At 69.5% G+C, this 16,721-nt stretch carries 17 protein-coding genes; 8 read left to right on the forward strand and 9 right to left on the reverse strand.

Annotation, left to right across the window (positions count from 1 at the left end):
• Window positions 1–48 precede the first annotated feature (48 nt).
• Complete coding sequence (locus tag ABT360_RS15670) at window positions 49–474, forward strand: GlcG/HbpS family heme-binding protein (RefSeq protein WP_351815500.1); 426 nt, start codon at window positions 49–51, stop codon at window positions 472–474.
• Between the two features lie 19 nt (window positions 475–493).
• Here the strand turns inward: ABT360_RS15670 and ABT360_RS15675 are convergent, their stop codons facing one another.
• A complete protein-coding gene (locus ABT360_RS15675) occupies window positions 494–880 on the reverse strand; it encodes a hypothetical protein (protein WP_351815502.1) in 387 nt (128 codons plus the stop codon).
• Between the two features lie 76 nt (window positions 881–956).
• Between ABT360_RS15675 and ABT360_RS15680 the strand changes: the two genes are divergently transcribed.
• A complete protein-coding gene (locus ABT360_RS15680) occupies window positions 957–1,598 on the forward strand; it encodes an HAD family hydrolase (protein ID WP_351815505.1) in 642 nt (213 codons plus the stop codon).
• 279 nt (window positions 1,599–1,877) lie between these two features.
• Window positions 1,878–3,698, forward strand: a complete 1,821-nt coding sequence (locus ABT360_RS15685) for a globin domain-containing protein (RefSeq protein ID WP_351815508.1) — start codon at window positions 1,878–1,880, stop codon at window positions 3,696–3,698.
• Window positions 3,699–3,702: 4 nt separating this feature from the next.
• On the opposite strand, the gene ABT360_RS15690 is transcribed toward ABT360_RS15685, so the two are convergent.
• From ABT360_RS15690 to ABT360_RS15705, 4 genes are all read right to left on the reverse strand, one after another.
• A complete protein-coding gene (locus ABT360_RS15690; RefSeq protein ID WP_351815510.1) occupies window positions 3,703–4,182 on the reverse strand; it encodes an NUDIX hydrolase in 480 nt (159 codons plus the stop codon).
• 62 nt (window positions 4,183–4,244) lie between these two features.
• Window positions 4,245–5,141 (reverse strand): LysR family transcriptional regulator, encoded by an 897-nt coding sequence (locus tag ABT360_RS15695; RefSeq protein WP_351815513.1) that lies wholly within the window; start codon window positions 5,139–5,141, stop codon window positions 4,245–4,247.
• A 217-nt stretch (window positions 5,142–5,358) separates the two neighbouring features.
• Window positions 5,359–6,480 (reverse strand): cystathionine gamma-lyase, encoded by a 1,122-nt coding sequence (locus tag ABT360_RS15700; RefSeq protein WP_351815516.1) that lies wholly within the window; start codon window positions 6,478–6,480, stop codon window positions 5,359–5,361.
• A gap of 89 nt (window positions 6,481–6,569) precedes the next feature.
• The gene (locus tag ABT360_RS15705) at window positions 6,570–6,950 is read right to left on the reverse strand and encodes a phage holin family protein (protein WP_351815519.1); all 381 of its coding nucleotides are present in this window, start codon (window positions 6,948–6,950) and stop codon (window positions 6,570–6,572) included.
• Window positions 6,951–7,001: 51 nt separating this feature from the next.
• On the opposite strand from ABT360_RS15705, the gene ABT360_RS15710 reads away from it, so the two are divergent.
• From ABT360_RS15710 to ABT360_RS15725, 4 genes are all read left to right on the forward strand, one after another.
• Window positions 7,002–7,319 carry a cupin domain-containing protein gene (locus tag ABT360_RS15710; RefSeq protein WP_351815522.1) on the forward strand — a complete coding sequence of 106 codons (318 nt, stop codon included), beginning with the start codon at window positions 7,002–7,004 and terminating at the stop codon, window positions 7,317–7,319.
• A gap of 143 nt (window positions 7,320–7,462) precedes the next feature.
• On the forward strand, window positions 7,463–7,684 hold the full coding sequence (locus ABT360_RS15715) for a DUF5326 family protein (protein WP_351815525.1): 222 nt from the start codon (window positions 7,463–7,465) through the stop codon (window positions 7,682–7,684).
• A gap of 384 nt (window positions 7,685–8,068) precedes the next feature.
• The gene (locus tag ABT360_RS15720) at window positions 8,069–8,794 is read left to right on the forward strand and encodes an IclR family transcriptional regulator (RefSeq protein ID WP_351815527.1); all 726 of its coding nucleotides are present in this window, start codon (window positions 8,069–8,071) and stop codon (window positions 8,792–8,794) included.
• A 149-nt stretch (window positions 8,795–8,943) separates the two neighbouring features.
• Window positions 8,944–9,378, forward strand: coding sequence for an SsgA family sporulation/cell division regulator (locus tag ABT360_RS15725; RefSeq protein ID WP_351815649.1), 435 nt, complete (start codon window positions 8,944–8,946; stop codon window positions 9,376–9,378).
• Window positions 9,379–9,424: 46 nt separating this feature from the next.
• Here ABT360_RS15725 and ABT360_RS15730 read toward each other — a convergent pair whose 3' ends face one another.
• The gene (locus ABT360_RS15730) at window positions 9,425–10,759 is read right to left on the reverse strand and encodes a YibE/F family protein (RefSeq protein ID WP_351815530.1); all 1,335 of its coding nucleotides are present in this window, start codon (window positions 10,757–10,759) and stop codon (window positions 9,425–9,427) included.
• Between the two features lie 199 nt (window positions 10,760–10,958).
• Between ABT360_RS15730 and thiC the strand changes: the two genes are divergently transcribed.
• On the forward strand, window positions 10,959–12,740 hold the full coding sequence (gene thiC, locus ABT360_RS15735; protein WP_351815533.1) for a phosphomethylpyrimidine synthase ThiC: 1,782 nt from the start codon (window positions 10,959–10,961) through the stop codon (window positions 12,738–12,740).
• A 93-nt stretch (window positions 12,741–12,833) separates the two neighbouring features.
• Here the strand turns inward: thiC and ABT360_RS15740 are convergent, their stop codons facing one another.
• From ABT360_RS15740 to ABT360_RS15750, 3 genes are all read right to left on the reverse strand, one after another.
• Entirely contained in the window at window positions 12,834–13,658 is an 825-nt protein-coding gene (locus ABT360_RS15740) for a hypothetical protein (RefSeq protein WP_351815536.1), read from the reverse strand.
• Window positions 13,659–13,818: 160 nt separating this feature from the next.
• Window positions 13,819–14,901, reverse strand: a complete 1,083-nt coding sequence (locus ABT360_RS15745; RefSeq protein ID WP_351815539.1) for a metallophosphoesterase — start codon at window positions 14,899–14,901, stop codon at window positions 13,819–13,821.
• Between the two features lie 232 nt (window positions 14,902–15,133).
• Window positions 15,134–16,240 (reverse strand): LacI family DNA-binding transcriptional regulator, encoded by a 1,107-nt coding sequence (locus tag ABT360_RS15750; protein WP_351815542.1) that lies wholly within the window; start codon window positions 16,238–16,240, stop codon window positions 15,134–15,136.
• Between the last annotated feature and the right edge of the window lie 481 nt (window positions 16,241–16,721).

Raw genomic sequence — 16,721 nt, forward strand, 5'->3', positions numbered from 1 at the left:
CGTCCCCCTCACCTGTCCATCGCCCATAGCCATCAAGGAAACGTCCCCATGAGCACCACCGCCACCGCCGTTGCCCCGCTGACCACCCAGGACGCCGAAGCCCTCGTGGACACCGCCCGCCGCGCCGCCGAAACGGCCGGAGTCGCGGTCGCTGTCACCGTTCTGGACGCAGGAGGCCACCTGCTGGCCTTCCGCCGCGACGACCGTGCCGTACTGATCGCCGGCGAGACCAGCACCCGCAAGGCGTTCACCGCCCTCCAGCTGAACGCCCCGACTGCCGACCTGGTCGACGCCGTCCAGCCCGGCGCTCCGTTCCACACGCTTCCCACCGCCCTCGATCGCCCGCTCCTGTTCATCGCGGGGGGTGTCCCGGTCCACCGCGACGGCCGTCTGATCGGCGCGATCGGTGTGGGCGGCGGCGCCCCGGAGCAGGACCATGGGTTCGCCACCGCAGCGGTGGAGACCCTGGCGTAACACCGTCAGACGATCTCCTTCACACCCGTCCCCCTGGCCCGGACCACCTCCCGGCCGGGGGGGCCTGCTTCACGGCACGCAGGCGACGGCCACGGCGGGTGAGACCCCAGGGCTTGAGGACGGAGATCGCCGTCATGGTGACCCAGCGGTGCCGGGCCAGGCCCCATGGTGTGCCCAGAGCCAGGATCAGGCCGCTGACCAGGGAGACCAGCGCGGCCGGAGCGAGGAGCCAGTCACCGAAGACCTTCATGGCACGGTAGGCGGCCTCGGTGAGGGATGTGCCGGCGGTCGTGTAAGCGGCGATACCGAGCGCCAGCACGCCCAGGGTGAGTCCCAACCAGCTCACTGACACGGCACCGTGGACGACGAGGAGGGCCGGGCGAGCGGGACGCTTGAGTTGTTTCACGTGAAACACAGTCCTCGGCGGCCCGTGCCACGGCGTCTGACGGGGGGAGTAATCGGGGGTACTAACCTCGGCGTACATGATGAGGCCACGCAGACTCCATCTGTTCGACCTCGACGGCACACTGATCCGCGGGTCAGCGGCAGCCGTGGAGATCTCCCGTCAGCTCGGGCTGAGCGCCGAGATCGCCGAGTTGGAGCGCGGGTTCCTGGCGCGTGACCTGACTCCGGACGAGTTCGCGGTACGGGCCAGGGAGCTGTGGTCGGAGCTGACCCTGGACCATGTCGCGGCGGCGTTCGACGGCGCGCCATGGCTGGAGGGCATCCATGAGGTCTGGGCGGAAATCCGCGCGGGTGGCGGTTACTGCGCGGTGATCTCCCTGTCGCCCGATTTCTTCGTCGAGCGGCTGCTCGACTGGGGAGCGCACGCCGCCCACGGTTCACGTTGGCCTGCCGTGCCATTCACCCAGCCGGTCAATCGCGAGGGCATTCTCACTGCGTCGGCGAAAGTGAAGATCGCGAACCGACTCTGTGCAGAGTTGGGGGTGGAACTGGACGAGTGTGTTGCATACGGTGATTCCATGTCCGACGCGGAGATCTTCGCGACGGTCCCGGTAGCAGTGGCGATCAACGCGGACCATCATCTGTCCGGGCTTGCCACACACACTTATACGGGAGGCGATCTCCGCGAGGCCTACGAACTGGTACGAGCCGGCCGTTAGTTCAAAGACACGGCGGTAACGCAGCCTAACGAATACTGGGGACGAAATCCGGGCTTTCCACTCTCGCTCTGACGAGCCGGCAACTCCTGCCATGCTGCGACCACAGCAACTGCGGTCAATGTCACAGCGAGTCGCACTCGTCCCGATTCGTGGCGCGGATGAGGGTTACTGTGGGCGGCGGCGGGCAGCGACTACGAGGCGAAAACCGGCGAATTGAGGCACCTTCCGGCTGGCGGAAGTGCACAGACCGACCGAAAGATGTTCGAGGCGAGGCACTCTATGGACGCTCCGACCACCATGTCGGCCGACAATGGCACTTCCGGCGACAGCGGCGGGGGCGGTGGCTGGTTCACACCGCGCAAGCCGGTCACTGACCGGCCCACCGAACCCGACGCCGCCCGTGCCGGGGAGCGCCAGGACCGTGAGGCGGGTGCCGGGGAAACTTCGGGCGGCAGCCAGGAACGAATAGCCGGCCAGCGGCGGCCGCTCACGTCCATACGCATGGTCGGCAGCACGGGTGCCGCGCGTACGGCCGAGCCGAAGACGGCTCCGGCCCCCCGTGCGCCTGAAGCGGCGACTGCTGCTCCGGGCGTGCCGTGGCCCGACGGCTCCCAGCGCCCGGTACACGAACGTCCCGCCGACCGGCCCATGGCCCGCGCGCCCCAGGACGCCCCCGCAGGCACCGCGTACGCGCCGGGGGCGCAGGGAGCCCCGTACGACGCGCCAACCGGCCACGGGGGCGGCAACCCGCACCCGGACAGCGCCAGGCGTCCCGGCCCCGCCGAGGGGCACCAGGACCGCCCCGTGGGCCCCGCCGACGACCCGGTCGGCACCGCCCGGCCCCACGGCCCGGTCGGCGCCGTCCCGACCGCGGAGTCCCACCACCACGCACCCGCCGCGGAGCCCCACGCCGCCCCCTTGGCGGAGCCCCGCCCCGCCTCCGCAGCGGAGCCGGCTCCCGGGTCCGACCCCGTGTCGGCCGCGGAGTCCGGGTCGCCCGACGCGGTGCGGGTCCGGAGAACGCTTGCCGAGGTCGGGCCCGTGGCCGACAAGGTCACCTCGTACTTCTACGCCCTGCTCTTCACCCGCAACCCCGAGCTGCGCGCGCTCTTCCCGGCCGCCATGGAAGCCCAGCGCGACCGGCTCCTCAAGGCACTGCTGACCGCGGCCGAGCACATGGACAACGCCGAGGTGCTCACCGAGTACCTCCAGCACCTGGGGCGCGGCCACCGCAAGTACGGCACCGACGCCTCGCACTACCCGGCCGTCGGCGAGGCGCTCATCGGGGCGCTGAGCCGGTACGCGACGACGACGTGGGACGAGGAGACCGAGGCCGCCTGGGTCCGGACGTACACCACGATCTCCCAGATCATGATCGACGCGGCCGCCGAGAACGAGCGGCACGCGCCCGCCTGGTGGCACGCCGAGGTGGTCTCGCACGACCTGAGAACGCCCGACATCGCGGTCATCACCGTCCGCCCCGACCAGCCGTACCCCTTCCTGGCGGGGCAGTACACGAGCCTGGAAACCCCCTGGTGGCCGCGGATCTGGCGGCATTACTCCTTCGCCTCCGCGCCCCGCTCCGACGGCCTGCTGTCCTTCCACGTCAAGGCGGTCCCGGCCGGCTGGGTGTCCAATGCCTTGGTCCACCACGCCCGACCCGGTGATGTGCTGCGCCTGGGACCGCCCGCCGGTTCGATGACCGTCGACCACACCACCGACAACGGCCTGCTCTGCCTGGGCGGCGGTACCGGTATCGCGCCCATCAAGGCGCTGGTCGAGGATGTCGCCGAGCATGGTGCGCGGCGCCCGGTCGAGGTCTTCTACGGCGCCCGTACCGATCACGATCTGTACGACATCGACACCATGCTGCGGCTCCAGCAGTCCCACCCCTGGCTGGAGGTGCGGGCGATCATCGACGGCAAGACGCAGCTGCCGGACGTGGTGCGCGAGTACGGACCGTGGAACGAGTACGACGCCTACCTCTCCGGACCGGTCGGCATGATCCGCAGCGGAGTCGACGCGCTCAGGGGCGTCGGCGTGCCCTACGAGCGGATCCGCCACGACTCGCTCGAAGAACTCGTCGCAGCGGCCGACTGAGGAGCTAGCCGAGGTCAGGGGCGTGCATCGCCCGCACGCCCTCGATATTGCCGTCCAGGTAGTGCCGCAGCGACAGCGGCACCAGATTGACGGCGGCGATCCCGACCCTGGTGAAGGGCACCCGTACGATCTCGTACTCGCCGACCGGCTCGTCCACCTCCGGACCGTGCCGCTGCGCGGGGTCCATGGACTCCAGTCGGCAGACGAAGAAGTGCTGCACCTTCACGCCCGAGACGCCGCCGTCCACGATGTGCTCGACGGTGTCGACGAAGCACGGGACCACATCGATGATCTTGGCGCCCAGTTCCTCGTGGACCTCCCGGTGGAGCGCCTCGACCACCGTCGCGTCCTCCGGCTCGACCCCGCCGCCCGGGGTGAGCCAGTACGGATCCATGCCGGGCTTCGTACGCTTGATCAGGACGAGATCGTCGCCGTCGAGCAGGATGGCGCGTGCGGTGCGCTTGACCACCGGACGTTCGGTCATGGCTTGAAAATGGCCCGCCGGGGCCCTTCTGAAACACCCGTCGAAGCATGGCGCACGTGCCGTCACCAGTCCGTCGCAGCGCGCAGCAGTGAGTCGTGCGCCCGCGCGATGTGCGGGAGGGCCAGCGTCCCGGTGCGCACGACCACGAAGTACGTGCGCAGCGGCGGTACCGGCGGGTCCAGCAGCGCCACGAGCCGGCCGTCGGCCAGATCGTCCTCGCACAGGTAACGGGGCAGCACGGCGAGGCCGGCGCCCGAGGCGGCGGACTCCTGGACGGCGCGCAGGTCCGGCGCGATGACGGTGGCCGCGGCGGCCGGTTTCGATTCGAAGACCGCCGCCCAGTAGCGCGCGACGAACGGCAGCGACTCGTGCACCTCGACCACCGGCAGCTGCTCCAGCACCACCGCGCCCTTGCGCCGCAGGACGCCGGGCGCCAGCCGGGCGGCCCAGCGCGGGGAGGCGACCAGGACGTGCTCCTCGTCGCAGAGCGGGGTCGCGGTGAGCAGGCCGCCGCGCGGGCGGGCGGTGGCGATGGCCAGGTCGTGGTGGCCGGCGGCCAGCCCGTCGAGGACCTCCTCGGCGGCGGAGACCAGAGACGTGCGCACCGCGAGCCCCTGGGAGACCAGCCTGGTGAGGGCGGGCAGGACGCGTACCGAGGTGAACTCGGGCGGCCCGCCGATGTGGAGGGTGCGGACCCCGGACTCGTCGTCGAGCCCCGTCTCGGCGATCTCGACGAGCGCGTCCAGGTGCGGTGCCGCGCGGTGCGCGAGCTCGTCGCCGATGGTGGTGGGCTTGACGCCACGGGCCTGGCGCAGGAACAGCGGGCGGCCCAGCTGGCGCTCCAGCGTACGGATCTGGCTGGTCACGGCCGGCTGGGAGAGGCCCAGGAGGGCGGCCGCGCGAGTGAAGGAACCTGCCCTGTGGACGGTGACGAACGTACGCAGCAACGCCAGATCCATGCGCCTCCCCCCTCCCGCCCTCGGCCACGTCCGGCTGACGGCGCCTCAGGGCCGACCGTCCAACTATAAATAAGTCGATAGGTCTCTGTCGCTACCGTGATTGGACACTGACACAGAGTCAACTAGCCTTGAGCACGCGGTCATCCGCAGGGAAACGCGGACGGTCCGAGCCATGAGGGGGGAGGCTCGGACCGTCCGTTCGTCGTAGCGGATCCGCTCAGCCCGCCTCATCCAGCGCGCGCAGTACATCAGCCACCAGGTCCTCGGCGTCCTCGGCCCCCACCGAGAAGCGGACGAAGCCCTCGGGCACCGCGTCCCCACCCCACCGCCCGCGCCGCTCGGCCGTGGACCGCACACCGCCGAAGCTGGTCGCGTCGTCCACCAGCCGCAGCCCGGCCAGGAAGCTCTCCGCCCGCTCCCGGTCGGGCAGGACGAAGGAGACGACCGAACCGAAGCGCCGCATCTGCCCGGCCGCCACCTTGTGCGACGGGTCGCCCGGCAGCCCCGGATACCGCAGCCCGGTCACGTCCTCGCGCGCCGACAGCGCCTCGGCGAGCGCCAGCGCGGTCGCGCACTGCCGGTCGACGCGCAGTTGGAGCGTGGCCAGCGACCGGTGGGCGAGCCAGGCCTCCATCGGGCCCGGAATGGCTCCGGCGATCTTGCGCCAGCGTCGTACCGAAGCGGCCAGGGAGGCATCACGGCAGGTCACATGCCCGAGCAGGATGTCGCCGTGCCCGGTCAGGCCCTTGGTGCCGCTGGCCACGGAGAAGTCCGCGCCGAGCTCCAGCGGGCGCTGCCCGAGCGGGGTGGCGAGCGTGTTGTCAACCGCGACGCGCGCGCCCCCGGCGTGCGCCGCGGCCACCAGACGCCGGATGTCGCAGATGTCCAGACCCGGGTTCGACGGGGTCTCGATCCACAGCAGCCGTGCCCCCTCCAGCACCGAGAGCTGCGCGTCGCCGCCGGTCGGCGCGGTGCGCACCTCGATTCCGTACGCCTCCAGCTGCGCCCGGACCAGCGCCAGAGCCTGGTAGCCGTCGGCCGGCAGGACGACCACGTCACCGGCCCTGAGCTGCGAGAACAGCACGGAGGAGATCGCGGCCATCCCGGAGGCGAAGACGACTGTCTCGACACCCGGCTCACCCGGCGCCTCCAGCTCGCCGATGGCCCGCTCCAGGTGCGTCCAGGTCGGGTTCTCGTCCCGCCCGTATGTGTACGGGCCGGTCGGCTCGCCGGGCAGGTGGTAGTGGGCGGCGAACACCGGACCCGGCAGGGTCGGTTCGTACGCCTTCGGCTCGGGCAGACCAGCCCGTACCGCCCTGGTCCCGTCACCCCACGTCATGCGGCACGCTCCTTCAGCTTCTCCTGTACGGCCTCCCGTACGGCGTCGAGCAGCCCTTCGCTCGCCGTCTCCGCCGGACCCACCCGGCCTCAGTCCTTGCCGTCGGGGAGAACCACGTTCATGGCCCACGACACGACGGAGATGATCAGGCCGCCCAGTACGGCGGTCCAGAAGCCCTCGACATGGAAGCTCAGGTCGAGCTTGTCGGCCAGCCACGAGGTCAGCAGCAGCATCAGTGCGTTGACGACCAGCGTGAACAGGCCCAGCGTCAGGATGAACAGCGGCAGCGTGAGCAGCTTCACGACCGGCTTGACGAGGAAGTTCACGATGCCGAAGACCAGGGCCACCAGGACCAGGGTCAGGGCCTTCTTACCGGTGCTGTCACCGGTCAGGGTGATGTCGGCGAGCAGCCAGATCGCCACGGCCAGGGCAGCCGCGTTCGCGATCGTCTTGACTAGGAAATTCATCATGTGTCTGATCGTGGCAGACGTGATCGGATCAAGTGCAGGGGCGGACGGGCGATGAAGGCATTCCGACTGGATGAGCTGGAGGCGGAACGCGTCGCGAATGACGGCGCGTATCTGCAGTTCCTTCGGGAGCGGAACATGTCGGTGGGCCTCTACGCGCTCGACGCGGGGCAGCTCGATCCGCAGCAGCCGCACAAGGAGGACGAGGTCTACTTCGTCGTCAGCGGTCGCGCGTCGATCACGGTGGGGATGGAGACGACGCAGGTGGGGCGGGGCAGTGTGGTGTACGTACCGGCCGGCGTGCCGCACAAGTTCCACCACATCACCGAGGACCTGAGGGTGATGGTGGTCTTCTCCCCTCCGGAGAGCTGACCTCGGGCTCCCGGCGGACCAGGGTTCCCTAGGGGGAGGATCAGGGGAGAGCGGGGGCTGCGAGGCGCCCGCGGCGAGCCCCCGGCACCTAGCATCGAAGGTGTCCAACGGTAGGAAGTGTCACCAGAGATGAGGCAGGGACAATGGCGGCGGTTCGGAACATTCTCGCGGGGATGCCCTGGTGGGTGAAGTGGATCGCCGTACCCATCATTGCCCTGGTGGTCTTCGGAAGCCTGATCGGGACCGTCATCAGCGTGTTGATCGGGCTGTTGTTCAAGGTGCTCGTTTTCGCCGTGCTTGTCGGCGGACTCATTTACGTCGTACGGAAGTTCATGTCCACCTCGTCGTCCCGTGAAGACTGGTGAAGTTGCCCTGATGTCGTTCGGACTGCGCTCGGACACTGTCCGGAGGCAGTCCGAACGGCGCTTTCCGACGCCGTTTTCGTACGCCGCTTCCGACGCCGCTCCGGCGCCTTTCTGACACTGGCGTACGAACATGTCGGCCGCTTGCCCGGCCACGCGCCCGGCCGTTAGCCCGCGCGGGGGAACGGCCCCGGCGAAACCTCACCCCGAACGGAGGCTGCCATTAGAGTGGCGGGTCTCCGCTGCCCTTGGAATCCAGGGGTTTACGAACGCCCTACCACCGGTTTGTACGACTGAATGGGGCGAAACGCCTGGGGGTGACCTTTGGCCACGGCACCGCATTCCCCTCACCCAACCCCTACCCCTCCTCCGACCCTGATCGGCTCCGTGCAGCGGGCGCTGCGGCTGCTGGAGGCCGTGGGCTCCCACCCCGACGGCGCCCCCGCCAAGCAGTTGGCGCGCGAGACGGGTCTGCCGCTGCCCACCGCGTACCACCTGCTGCGCACGCTGACGCACGAGGGCTATCTGCGCCGGGAGAACGGGGTGTTCGTCCACGGTGACGCGGCAGCGCGGCTGGCGCGCGGCGGAGTTCTGCAGAATCGTCGCAGCAAGATCGAGAATTCGCTTGCTCACTGGCGCGACGCCATCGGTGTTCCGGTGTACTTCGCGGTCTACCGGGACGGCGAGATCGAGCTGATCTCGGTCTCCGACACCCCCGCCGCCCCCGCCGTCGACGAATGGGCCGACTTCCGCGAGACGGGCCACGCCCACGCCATCGGACAGTGCCTGCTCAGCCAACTGAGCGAGCGGGCCCGCCGGGACCACCTGGACCGCCACCCCGTGCAGCCGATCACCCCGTACACCGTCCGCGACGGACGGACGCTGCTGGAACGCCTCAGGACCACCGAACGCACACAGCCGGTGGTCGAGCGCCAGGAGTACGCGCTCGGTACGGTCTGCGCCGCCATCCCCATCACGGCGGGTTCCCTCGCCGCCACAATGGCCATTTCCGTACCCTGCCACCAGGAGCGACGGTTGCTGCCCGCAGTCGACCGGCTCCGCGGGGAGGTGGGAAAGCTCTTCAGTTCACTGGCGTTCTCTATCAGTATCTGAAAAATCACTCCTTGTGATCCTGTAGTGCGTACAGGAGCATGACGTCAAGAGGCCAGGACAGATGATTCCTGGCCGATTTTCCAGCCGCTTTCCTCACCGATCTTCATCAGCCGTTGTTCACCACTGCTTCATCCACTGCGGGGTACATGATGCGCGAGTCGGTTCAGGCCGAGGTCCTGATGAGCTTCGTCGTCTCCGAGGAGCTTTCCTTCAGGATTCCGGTCGAGCTGGGGTACGAGACAAGGGACCCGTTCGCGGTCCGGATGACGTTCCACCTGCCCGGCGATGCGCCTGTGACCTGGGCTTTCGGCAGAGAATTGCTTGTGGACGGCATCAACGGGCCGAGCGGTGACGGCGATGTGCACATCGCACCGACCGGTCTTGAGGACCTGTCGGACGTCAGCATCCGGCTGCAGGTCGGCGCCGACCGTGCGCTGTTCCGTTCCAGCGCACCGCCGCTGGTGGCCTTCCTCGACCGCACCGACAAGCTGGTGCCGTTGGGACAGGAGCGCACGCTCGGCGACTTCGAGGAGCACCTCGAGGAGGCCCTCGGCCGGATTCTCGCCGAGGAGAACGCCGGCTGACGGTGGGTCCGCCCGGGGACACCGGGCGGACCCGCCCGACGCCTGACTATTTCTTGCGGCGCCTGCCCCGTCCCCCACCGCGAACGGCCGCTGCCGTCTCGGCTCCCGGCCGGTCGGCCGAGACGACGAGGGCGGCCAGCGCGGTGGTCACCGGCACCGACGCCACCAGGCCGATGGAACCGACCAGGGTCCGCACGATCTCCTCCGCGACCAGTTCGCTGTTGGCGACCGTGCCCACGCTGCTCTGCGCGATCGAGAACAGCAGCAACAGGGGCAGGGCGGCACCCGCGTACGCGAGCACCAGGGTGTTCACCACCGAGGCGATGTGGTCGCGGCCGATGCGGATACCGGCCCGGTACAGGGCGCGCGGTCCCATCTTCGGGTCCGCCTGGTGCAATTCCCACACCGCCGACGTCTGGGTCACCGTCACGTCGTCGAGCACACCGAGCGAACCGATGATGACACCGGCGAGCAGCAGACCGGACATGTCGATGTTCGGGTAGAGGCCATGGATCAGGCCCGTGTTGTCGTCCGTGTTACCCGTCAGCGAGGCCCAGCCGATGAACAGCGAGCCGAGCAGTCCAATCAGCAGGAGCGAGATCAGGGTGCCGATCACGGCCACCGAGGTCCGCGCGGTCAGACCGTGGCAGCTGTAGAGCGCGATCAGCATGATGGCGCTCGACCCGATCACCGCCACGACCAGCGGGTTCGACCCCTGGAGGATCGCGGGCAGGATGAACAGGGTCAGGACGGCGAAGCTCACCGCCAGCGCGACCAGCGCCATCACTCCGCGCAACCGGCCCACGGCCACCACCGCCAGCGCGAAGATGCCCGCCAGCAGGAGCATGGGCACCTTGCGGTTCACATCGGTGACCGAGTACTGCAGGTCACGCGGGGCGTCGGGGGCGTAGGCCACCACCACTCCCTGGCCCTGTTCCAGTTGGCGGGGGGCGTCCGGCTGCACGATCTCGACGAACTTACGGCCCTTGTCCTTGCCGGTGGTGACCTCGACCGTCGCCTTCGCGCACTGGCCCTGCTGTGCGTTGACGGCCTCGCGCCCCTCGGGCGTCGTCGTGTCACCGGTCGGTGGGACCTGCGCGGCGTTCACGTCCTTGCAGTCCACCCGGTCGACCCGGACCACGGTGCCCTGCTCGGTCTGCCGGTCGAAGCCGACTCCCGTGCGCTCGTGCTCCGGGGCGCCGCCCGGCCACAGCACGGCGAGGCCGACGAGCACCGCCGTCGCGAAGGGGATCAGTACCGCGGCGATGACCTTGCGCAGGTGCTTGGATACGGGCGCGGCGGGGCCGTGGCTGTGGGCATGGCTGTGCGTATGACCATGTGCCTGTCCGGTCGGTTCGGGGGACTGCTGCGAGGAAGTCACCGACCGATCATCGCAAGAACGACCGGGGCCCCCTGTTCAGCGTGGCCGGGATGGCGCTAGCGTGGTGGCACCTTTGCACACGCGGGAGCTCGGAGCACCGGGCTGAGAGGGCGCTGACATCCGTACGAGAGGTACGGAAACCGCTGCGTCGACCGCCGAACCTGTTACCGGGTAATGCCGGCGTAGGGAGTAGGTCACGATGACCGTTCAGGACGCACGCACGCCTGCCTCGAACCAGAACGACGAGGCCGGGAAGCCCATCGGCTGGCACAAGGGGTACATCGAGGGCTCTCGCCCCGACCTCCGGGTGCCGGTCCGGAAGGTGCACCTCACCAACGGCAAGGACGTGACGCTGTACGACACGTCAGGGCCGTACACCGATCCGAATGTCGAGACCGATGTACGCCGTGGGCTGCCGCCGCTGCGGGAGAACTGGATCATCGGTCGCGGTGACACCGAGGAGTACGCGGGCCGTCCGGTCCGCCCCGAGGACGACGGGCTCAAGCACACCTCCCCGCGCGGCGGGCTGCGCAACCTCGATGCCGTCTTCCCCGGCCGTCCGCGCCAGCCGCGCCGGGGCCGGGACGGCCAGGCGGTGACGCAGCTCGCATACGCCCGCCGGGGCGAGATCACACCGGAGATGGAGTACGTCGCGCTCCGCGAGAACGTCTCCCCCGAGGTGGTGCGCGAGGAGATCGCGGCCGGCCGCGCGGTACTGCCCGCCAACGTCAACCACCCGGAGATCGAGCCGATGATCATCGGCAAGCGTTTCCTGGTGAAGGTCAACGCCAATATCGGCAACTCGGCGGTCACCTCCTCCATCGAGGAGGAGGTGGAGAAGATGACCTGGGCAACCCGCTGGGGCGCCGACACGGTCATGGACCTCTCCACCGGCCGCAACATCCACACCACCCGCGAATGGGTACTGCGGAACTCCCCCGTGCCGATCGGCACCGTGCCGCTCTACCAGGCCCTGGAGAAGGTCGACGGCAAGGCCGAGGAGCTCACCTGGGAGATCTACAAGGACACGGTCATCGAGCAGGCCGAGCAGGGCGTCGACTACATGACGGTCCACGCCGGTGTGCTCCTGCGGTACGTGCCGCTGACCGCGCGCCGCAAGACCGGCATCGTCTCCCGCGGCGGCTCGATCATGGCCGCGTGGTGCCTGGCGCACCACAAGGAGTCGTTCCTGTACGAGAACTTCGAGGAGCTCTGCGAGATCCTCGCCGCGTACGACGTGACGTACTCGCTCGGCGACGGCCTCCGCCCCGGCTCCATCGCGGACGCCAACGACGAGGCGCAGTTCGCGGAGCTGCGCACGCTCGGTGAGCTGAACCAGATCGCCAAGCGGCACAACGTACAAACGATGATCGAGGGCCCGGGCCACGTCCCGATGCACAAGATCAAGGAGAACATCGACCTTCAGCAGGAGATCTGCGAGGAGGCGCCGTTCTACACGCTCGGCCCGCTGACCACCGATGTGGCCCCGGCCTACGACCACATCACCTCCGGTATCGGCGCGGCGATGATCGCCTGGTGGGGCACGGCGATGCTCTGCTACGTCACGCCCAAGGAGCACCTGGGACTGCCGAACCGGGACGATGTGAAGACCGGCGTCATCACCTACAAGATCGCCGCGCATGCCGCAGACCTGGCCAAGGGGCACCCGGGCGCCCAGGAGTGGGACGACGCGCTGTCGGACGCCCGGTTCGAGTTCCGGTGGGAGGACCAGTTCAACCTGGCCCTCGACCCGGACACGGCGCGGGAGTTCCACGACGAGACGCTGCCTGCCGAGCCGGCCAAGACCGCGCACTTCTGCTCCATGTGCGGGCCGAAGTTCTGTTCGATGAAGATCTCGCAGGACATCCGGCGTGAGCACGGCGGCGATCTGAAGGAGACGGAGATCGAGGCCGGAATGGCGGAGAAGTCGGCGGAGTTCGCCGCGGCCGGCAATCGGGTCTACCTGCCGCTGGCGGACTGATATCCGCCGATGGGGCATCTGCCTGTTTCACGTGAAACATCTGTTCGTTTCACGTGAAACAGGCGCTCGACGTCCAAGGCGGGGGCGCGACGGTCAGTCCGGCTGGTGTTCAGGGCCGCCGAAGTCCGGGCTGGTGAAGTCGGGGCTGGTGAACGTCGGGCGGGAGCCGGAACCGCCCTCGCTGGGGCTGGAGAACTCCGGCCCGCTGTAGCCCATCTTCGGAATCCGTCCGACGTGGCGCGGAGGCACCCCTGAGAGGGGGTCCGCACTGGGGTCCGCCAGCGCGTTCCGCAGGAACGGCAGGATTCCGCGCTCCAGCAGGGCGTGCCGCCATGCCTCCCTGGCGCGGGCGACCTCGTCGGGCAACTCGCCTCCCGGTTCCTGAGCCGCTACCTGCGTGGAGCTGTTGCGCAGCGCGGTGATCAGCAGACCGATCGCGGCGGCCAGAATGCCGGCCGCCGTCACGGCACCGAAGAACCACCCCGCCGCCAGCAGTGAATCCGCGAAGGCGGGGGCCGGGTCGAGCATCTTCAGGACAGAGCCGACCAGCAGGAAGATGACCGCTGCCGTGCCCGCCAGAACGGGCGCCAGCACGGTGACGATGACGCCGACCCCCGCGCCCGGTCCCGAGTCGGCCTCCTCACCCGGCGAGGCCAGGACGGAGCCGATGGCGGACACTCCGCCGGGCGTGCGTGACTCCTCACGCACCTTGACGAAGTGGTCGTACTCGGCGGCGGCCGCCGCGGATATCAGCGCGGTCGCGTTCAGGGCCATGGTGCGCAGCTGCTCGGTGTTGAGCCGCTGCCCGATCCCGGCGAGATCCGGACGGTCGTGCGCGGTGCGCAGCGCGTCGTCGAGGACGCGCTCATACTCGGCGCGATCCTCGGTCAGCAGGTGCGGAGCGCTTTTCATGTGCATCCCCCGATGCTCCGTAGGGCCCTGTTTGCCCGCGTAGAACGGGCAGTCGGGCAGAAACGGAGGAGAGCCTGCTACGGAAATACCGATGGTAGAGCGGTTACGGCAAGGGGTGACAGAGGATTTCCGGAAATCGCCCCGCCCGACTGCGCTGCGTCATGCCTCAGTTGGGCAGGGGGAGCTGTACGACCAGCAGCTTTCCGGCCATGGTCACACCGCCGTCCATGGCGATCGCCAGGCCGTCCGCGTACACATGCGGTCCTTCGACCGTCGGGCCGCTGCCGTCCTCGCCGTCCTCGGAGCCGACTTCGCCGAGGAGATACGGAATCGGGCTGTGGCCATGGACGATGCGCTCGCCACCGTAGGCCGCCAGCAGTTCCTGTACGGCCGTGGGCCCGGACTCGTCCCGGAACGCGAAGCGCTTGGTCAGCTTGCGGAACAGGTCCCAGCACTCGTCGGCGTCGTTGCGGGTGAGGATCTCGTGGACGGTGTCGTTGACGTCCTCGATGGTGGACCCGTACTCCAGGTAGGCAGTGGTGTCGGAGTGCACCAGCAGGTGCCCGTCCTCCTCCACCACGGCGTCGAGCCGCGACATCCACTGGAGGTGGACGTCCTGGAGACGGTCCATGTCGCTCTTCTGGCCGCCGTTGAGGAGCCAGGCCGCCTGGAACGTGGCGGTTCCGGCACCGGAGTTGACCGGGGTGTCGGCGAACCGCTTGGCGCCGATCAGCAGCAGTTCGTGATTGCCCATCAGGGCCTTGCAGTAGCCGCCGGCGGCGGCGGCCTCGGCGGAGAGACGCATGACGAGGTCGATGACGCCGATCCCGTCGGGGCCGCGGTCGGTGAAGTCGCCGAGGAACCACAGCCGGGCGTTGCCCGCCGCCCAGCGCCCTTCGGTGTCGATGAGGCCCTGGTGGTGCAGGGCGGCGAGAAGCTCGTCGAGGTACCCGTGGACGTCGCCCACCACGTACAGCGGGCCCGGACCGCTCTCCGGAGCGGGTTCCGGAGCCGCGGTCTCGACCGCGACCGGTTCCGGGGCGACGGACACCTGGACGGTGTCACCGCGGTTGATCACCGGAAGGTCGCGCTCGGTCGGCGTGTACCCCTCCGGCAGCTCACCCTCGGGGAACGCGTTGCCCGGGTGAGCGGCATGACTCTGTACGGGCACCTGGGCGTACGGCGGTACGCGGAAGTCGCGCAACGTCGCCGTCCGCACCACGGGTCCTTGACCGGCCCCCTGAGTCATCGACCCCTCCACCACCGTCGCGACGCCCTACACCTGGCGGACCGGCCTGGTCGGGGCGGTCCGCGGTGTCGTCCGCCCATCATAGGAATGAGCCTTGTGCTGTGTGACGCACCAGGGGTGGTGAATCCGGGTGGACCCCGGGTTCACCGGCCGATTCACCCCCAATTGGGGAAGTTTGCCCTCGGCCTTGACCGGTGCGTGGCCCCGGTTGTTCCCGGAGGCCACGTGCCGGTCACTCCTGTGACGGCGAGCGTGGCGGGCTGACGGTCGTCCGCGGGGGCCGTCGCTGGGAGGACGTCCGGACGATCAGCTCGGTCGGTATCACCTGCTCGACGGGCCGGTCGGTGTCGATTCCCTCGATGGCGTCGATGAGGAGCTGGACGACCGCGGTGCCGATCCGCCGGGGCTTGAGGGAGAGGGTGGTGATGGGCGGTTCGGTGGCGGCGTAGACGGTGGACTCGCTGCAGCAGACCAGCAGCAGATCCTCCGGTACGCGCAGGCCGTAGCGGCGCGCCGCCGCCAGCAGGTCGGTGCCATTGGGATCGAACAGCCCGTACACGGCGTCGGGGCGGTCGGGGCGCGCGAGCAGCCGGTCGGCGGCCACCGCGCCGGCGCAGGGGTCGTGGGCCGGGTAGGCCTCGTAGACCGGGTCCTGCCCGACGCGCTCGCACCAGTTGAGGTACGCGGTGGTGGACAGACGCGTATAGGTGTCGGTGGTGGTGCCGGTGAGGAGACCGATCCGGCGGGCGCCGGCGGCGGCGAGATGGTCGAGCAGGTCGAGGACGGCGGCTTCGTGGTCGTTGTCGACCCAGGCGGTGACCGGCAGGGTGCCGGCCGGGCGGCCGTCGGAGACGACGGGCAGGCCTTGGCGGACGAGTTCGGTGACCACGGGGTCGTGGTCGGAGGGGTCGATGACGACGGTGCCGTCGAGGGCGACGTTCGACCAGACGTCATGGCGGGAGGTGGCGGGCAGGATGACCAGGGCGTAGCCGCGGGCGAGCGCGGCGGAGGTGGCGGCCCTGGCCATCTCGGCGAAGTAGGCGAATTCGGTGAAGGTGAAAGGTTCATCCCCGTAGGTCGTCACCGTCAGGCCGATGAGGCCGGACTTGCCGGTACGGAGCGTGCGGGCCGCGGCGGAGGGGCGATAGCCCAGCCGGTCGGCGACCTCGCGGACGTGGCGGCGGGTGGCGTCCGGGAGCCGGCCCTTGCCGTTGAGCGCGTCGGAGACAGTCGTGATGGAGACCCCGGCTGCGGCGGCCACGTCCCGGATGCCCGCTCGCCCTTGCCGGCTTCCCCGGGTCTGTGCCCGGCTCACCTGGTGCTTCCCTGCTGCTGTCATGGCGAGCCGATAGTAGGGCGAGGGCGGGCGGTTGGGCCGTTCGCATATTCACTCGTTGACAGGCACGTTTCTGCACGGTCGCCACCCCATAATGGCCTTGAAATGCAAGGCAGTTGGGGGGTTTCACATGGTGCCGCGAGTTGTCGGCGCGCATGAGCCTGCCAAGAGGACGATGTTTCGATGAGGTCTCAACTCACCTCTACGGGGGACGCGCGCCACGGCGCGAGCCATGGGCGCGCGGCACTGGGGGGAGCGCTCCCCCCAGTCGTCGCGCCGGTGGCGTGTGCGGTGCGCGGCGGCCGCGCGCGGGGTGCGCGGCGGCTGTCGGCGAGGTGCGCGGATGTTCCCGGGCGGGGCTTCGCGGGTGCCGGGCGCTTCGTGGGCGCGGGTGCCTTGCGGGGCCGGCCGGGGGCCCGCAGGGGTCCCGTGGGGCACCCGTGGAGGCCGGGATGGAAATCGGCCATTCGCAGCGGGGCGGAAT

It is taken from the genome of Streptomyces sp. NPDC000229, from assembly GCF_040300825.1.
GTDB lineage: Bacteria > Actinomycetota > Actinomycetes > Streptomycetales > Streptomycetaceae > Streptomyces.

Coding starts and splice junctions, on each gene's coding strand:
- ABT360_RS15690 (WP_351815510.1), bottom strand. CDS start 4,182: ATGACCGAACGTCCGGTGGTCAAGCGCACCGCACGCGCCATCCTGCTC.
- ABT360_RS15670 (WP_351815500.1), top strand. CDS start 49: ATGAGCACCACCGCCACCGCCGTTGCCCCGCTGACCACCCAGGACGCC.
- ABT360_RS15750 (WP_351815542.1), bottom strand. CDS start 16,240: ATGACAGCAGCAGGGAAGCACCAGGTGAGCCGGGCACAGACCCGGGGA.
- ABT360_RS15740 (WP_351815536.1), bottom strand. CDS start 13,658: ATGCACATGAAAAGCGCTCCGCACCTGCTGACCGAGGATCGCGCCGAG.
- ABT360_RS15705 (WP_351815519.1), bottom strand. CDS start 6,950: ATGATGAATTTCCTAGTCAAGACGATCGCGAACGCGGCTGCCCTGGCC.
- ABT360_RS15710 (WP_351815522.1), top strand. CDS start 7,002: ATGAAGGCATTCCGACTGGATGAGCTGGAGGCGGAACGCGTCGCGAAT.
- ABT360_RS15695 (WP_351815513.1), bottom strand. CDS start 5,141: ATGGATCTGGCGTTGCTGCGTACGTTCGTCACCGTCCACAGGGCAGGT.
- ABT360_RS15700 (WP_351815516.1), bottom strand. CDS start 6,480: ATGACGTGGGGTGACGGGACCAGGGCGGTACGGGCTGGTCTGCCCGAG.
- ABT360_RS15685 (WP_351815508.1), top strand. CDS start 1,878: ATGGACGCTCCGACCACCATGTCGGCCGACAATGGCACTTCCGGCGAC.
- ABT360_RS15680 (WP_351815505.1), top strand. CDS start 957: ATGATGAGGCCACGCAGACTCCATCTGTTCGACCTCGACGGCACACTG.
- thiC (WP_351815533.1), top strand. CDS start 10,959: ATGACCGTTCAGGACGCACGCACGCCTGCCTCGAACCAGAACGACGAG.
- ABT360_RS15745 (WP_351815539.1), bottom strand. CDS start 14,901: ATGACTCAGGGGGCCGGTCAAGGACCCGTGGTGCGGACGGCGACGTTG.
- ABT360_RS15725 (WP_351815649.1), top strand. CDS start 8,944: ATGCGCGAGTCGGTTCAGGCCGAGGTCCTGATGAGCTTCGTCGTCTCC.
- ABT360_RS15715 (WP_351815525.1), top strand. CDS start 7,463: ATGGCGGCGGTTCGGAACATTCTCGCGGGGATGCCCTGGTGGGTGAAG.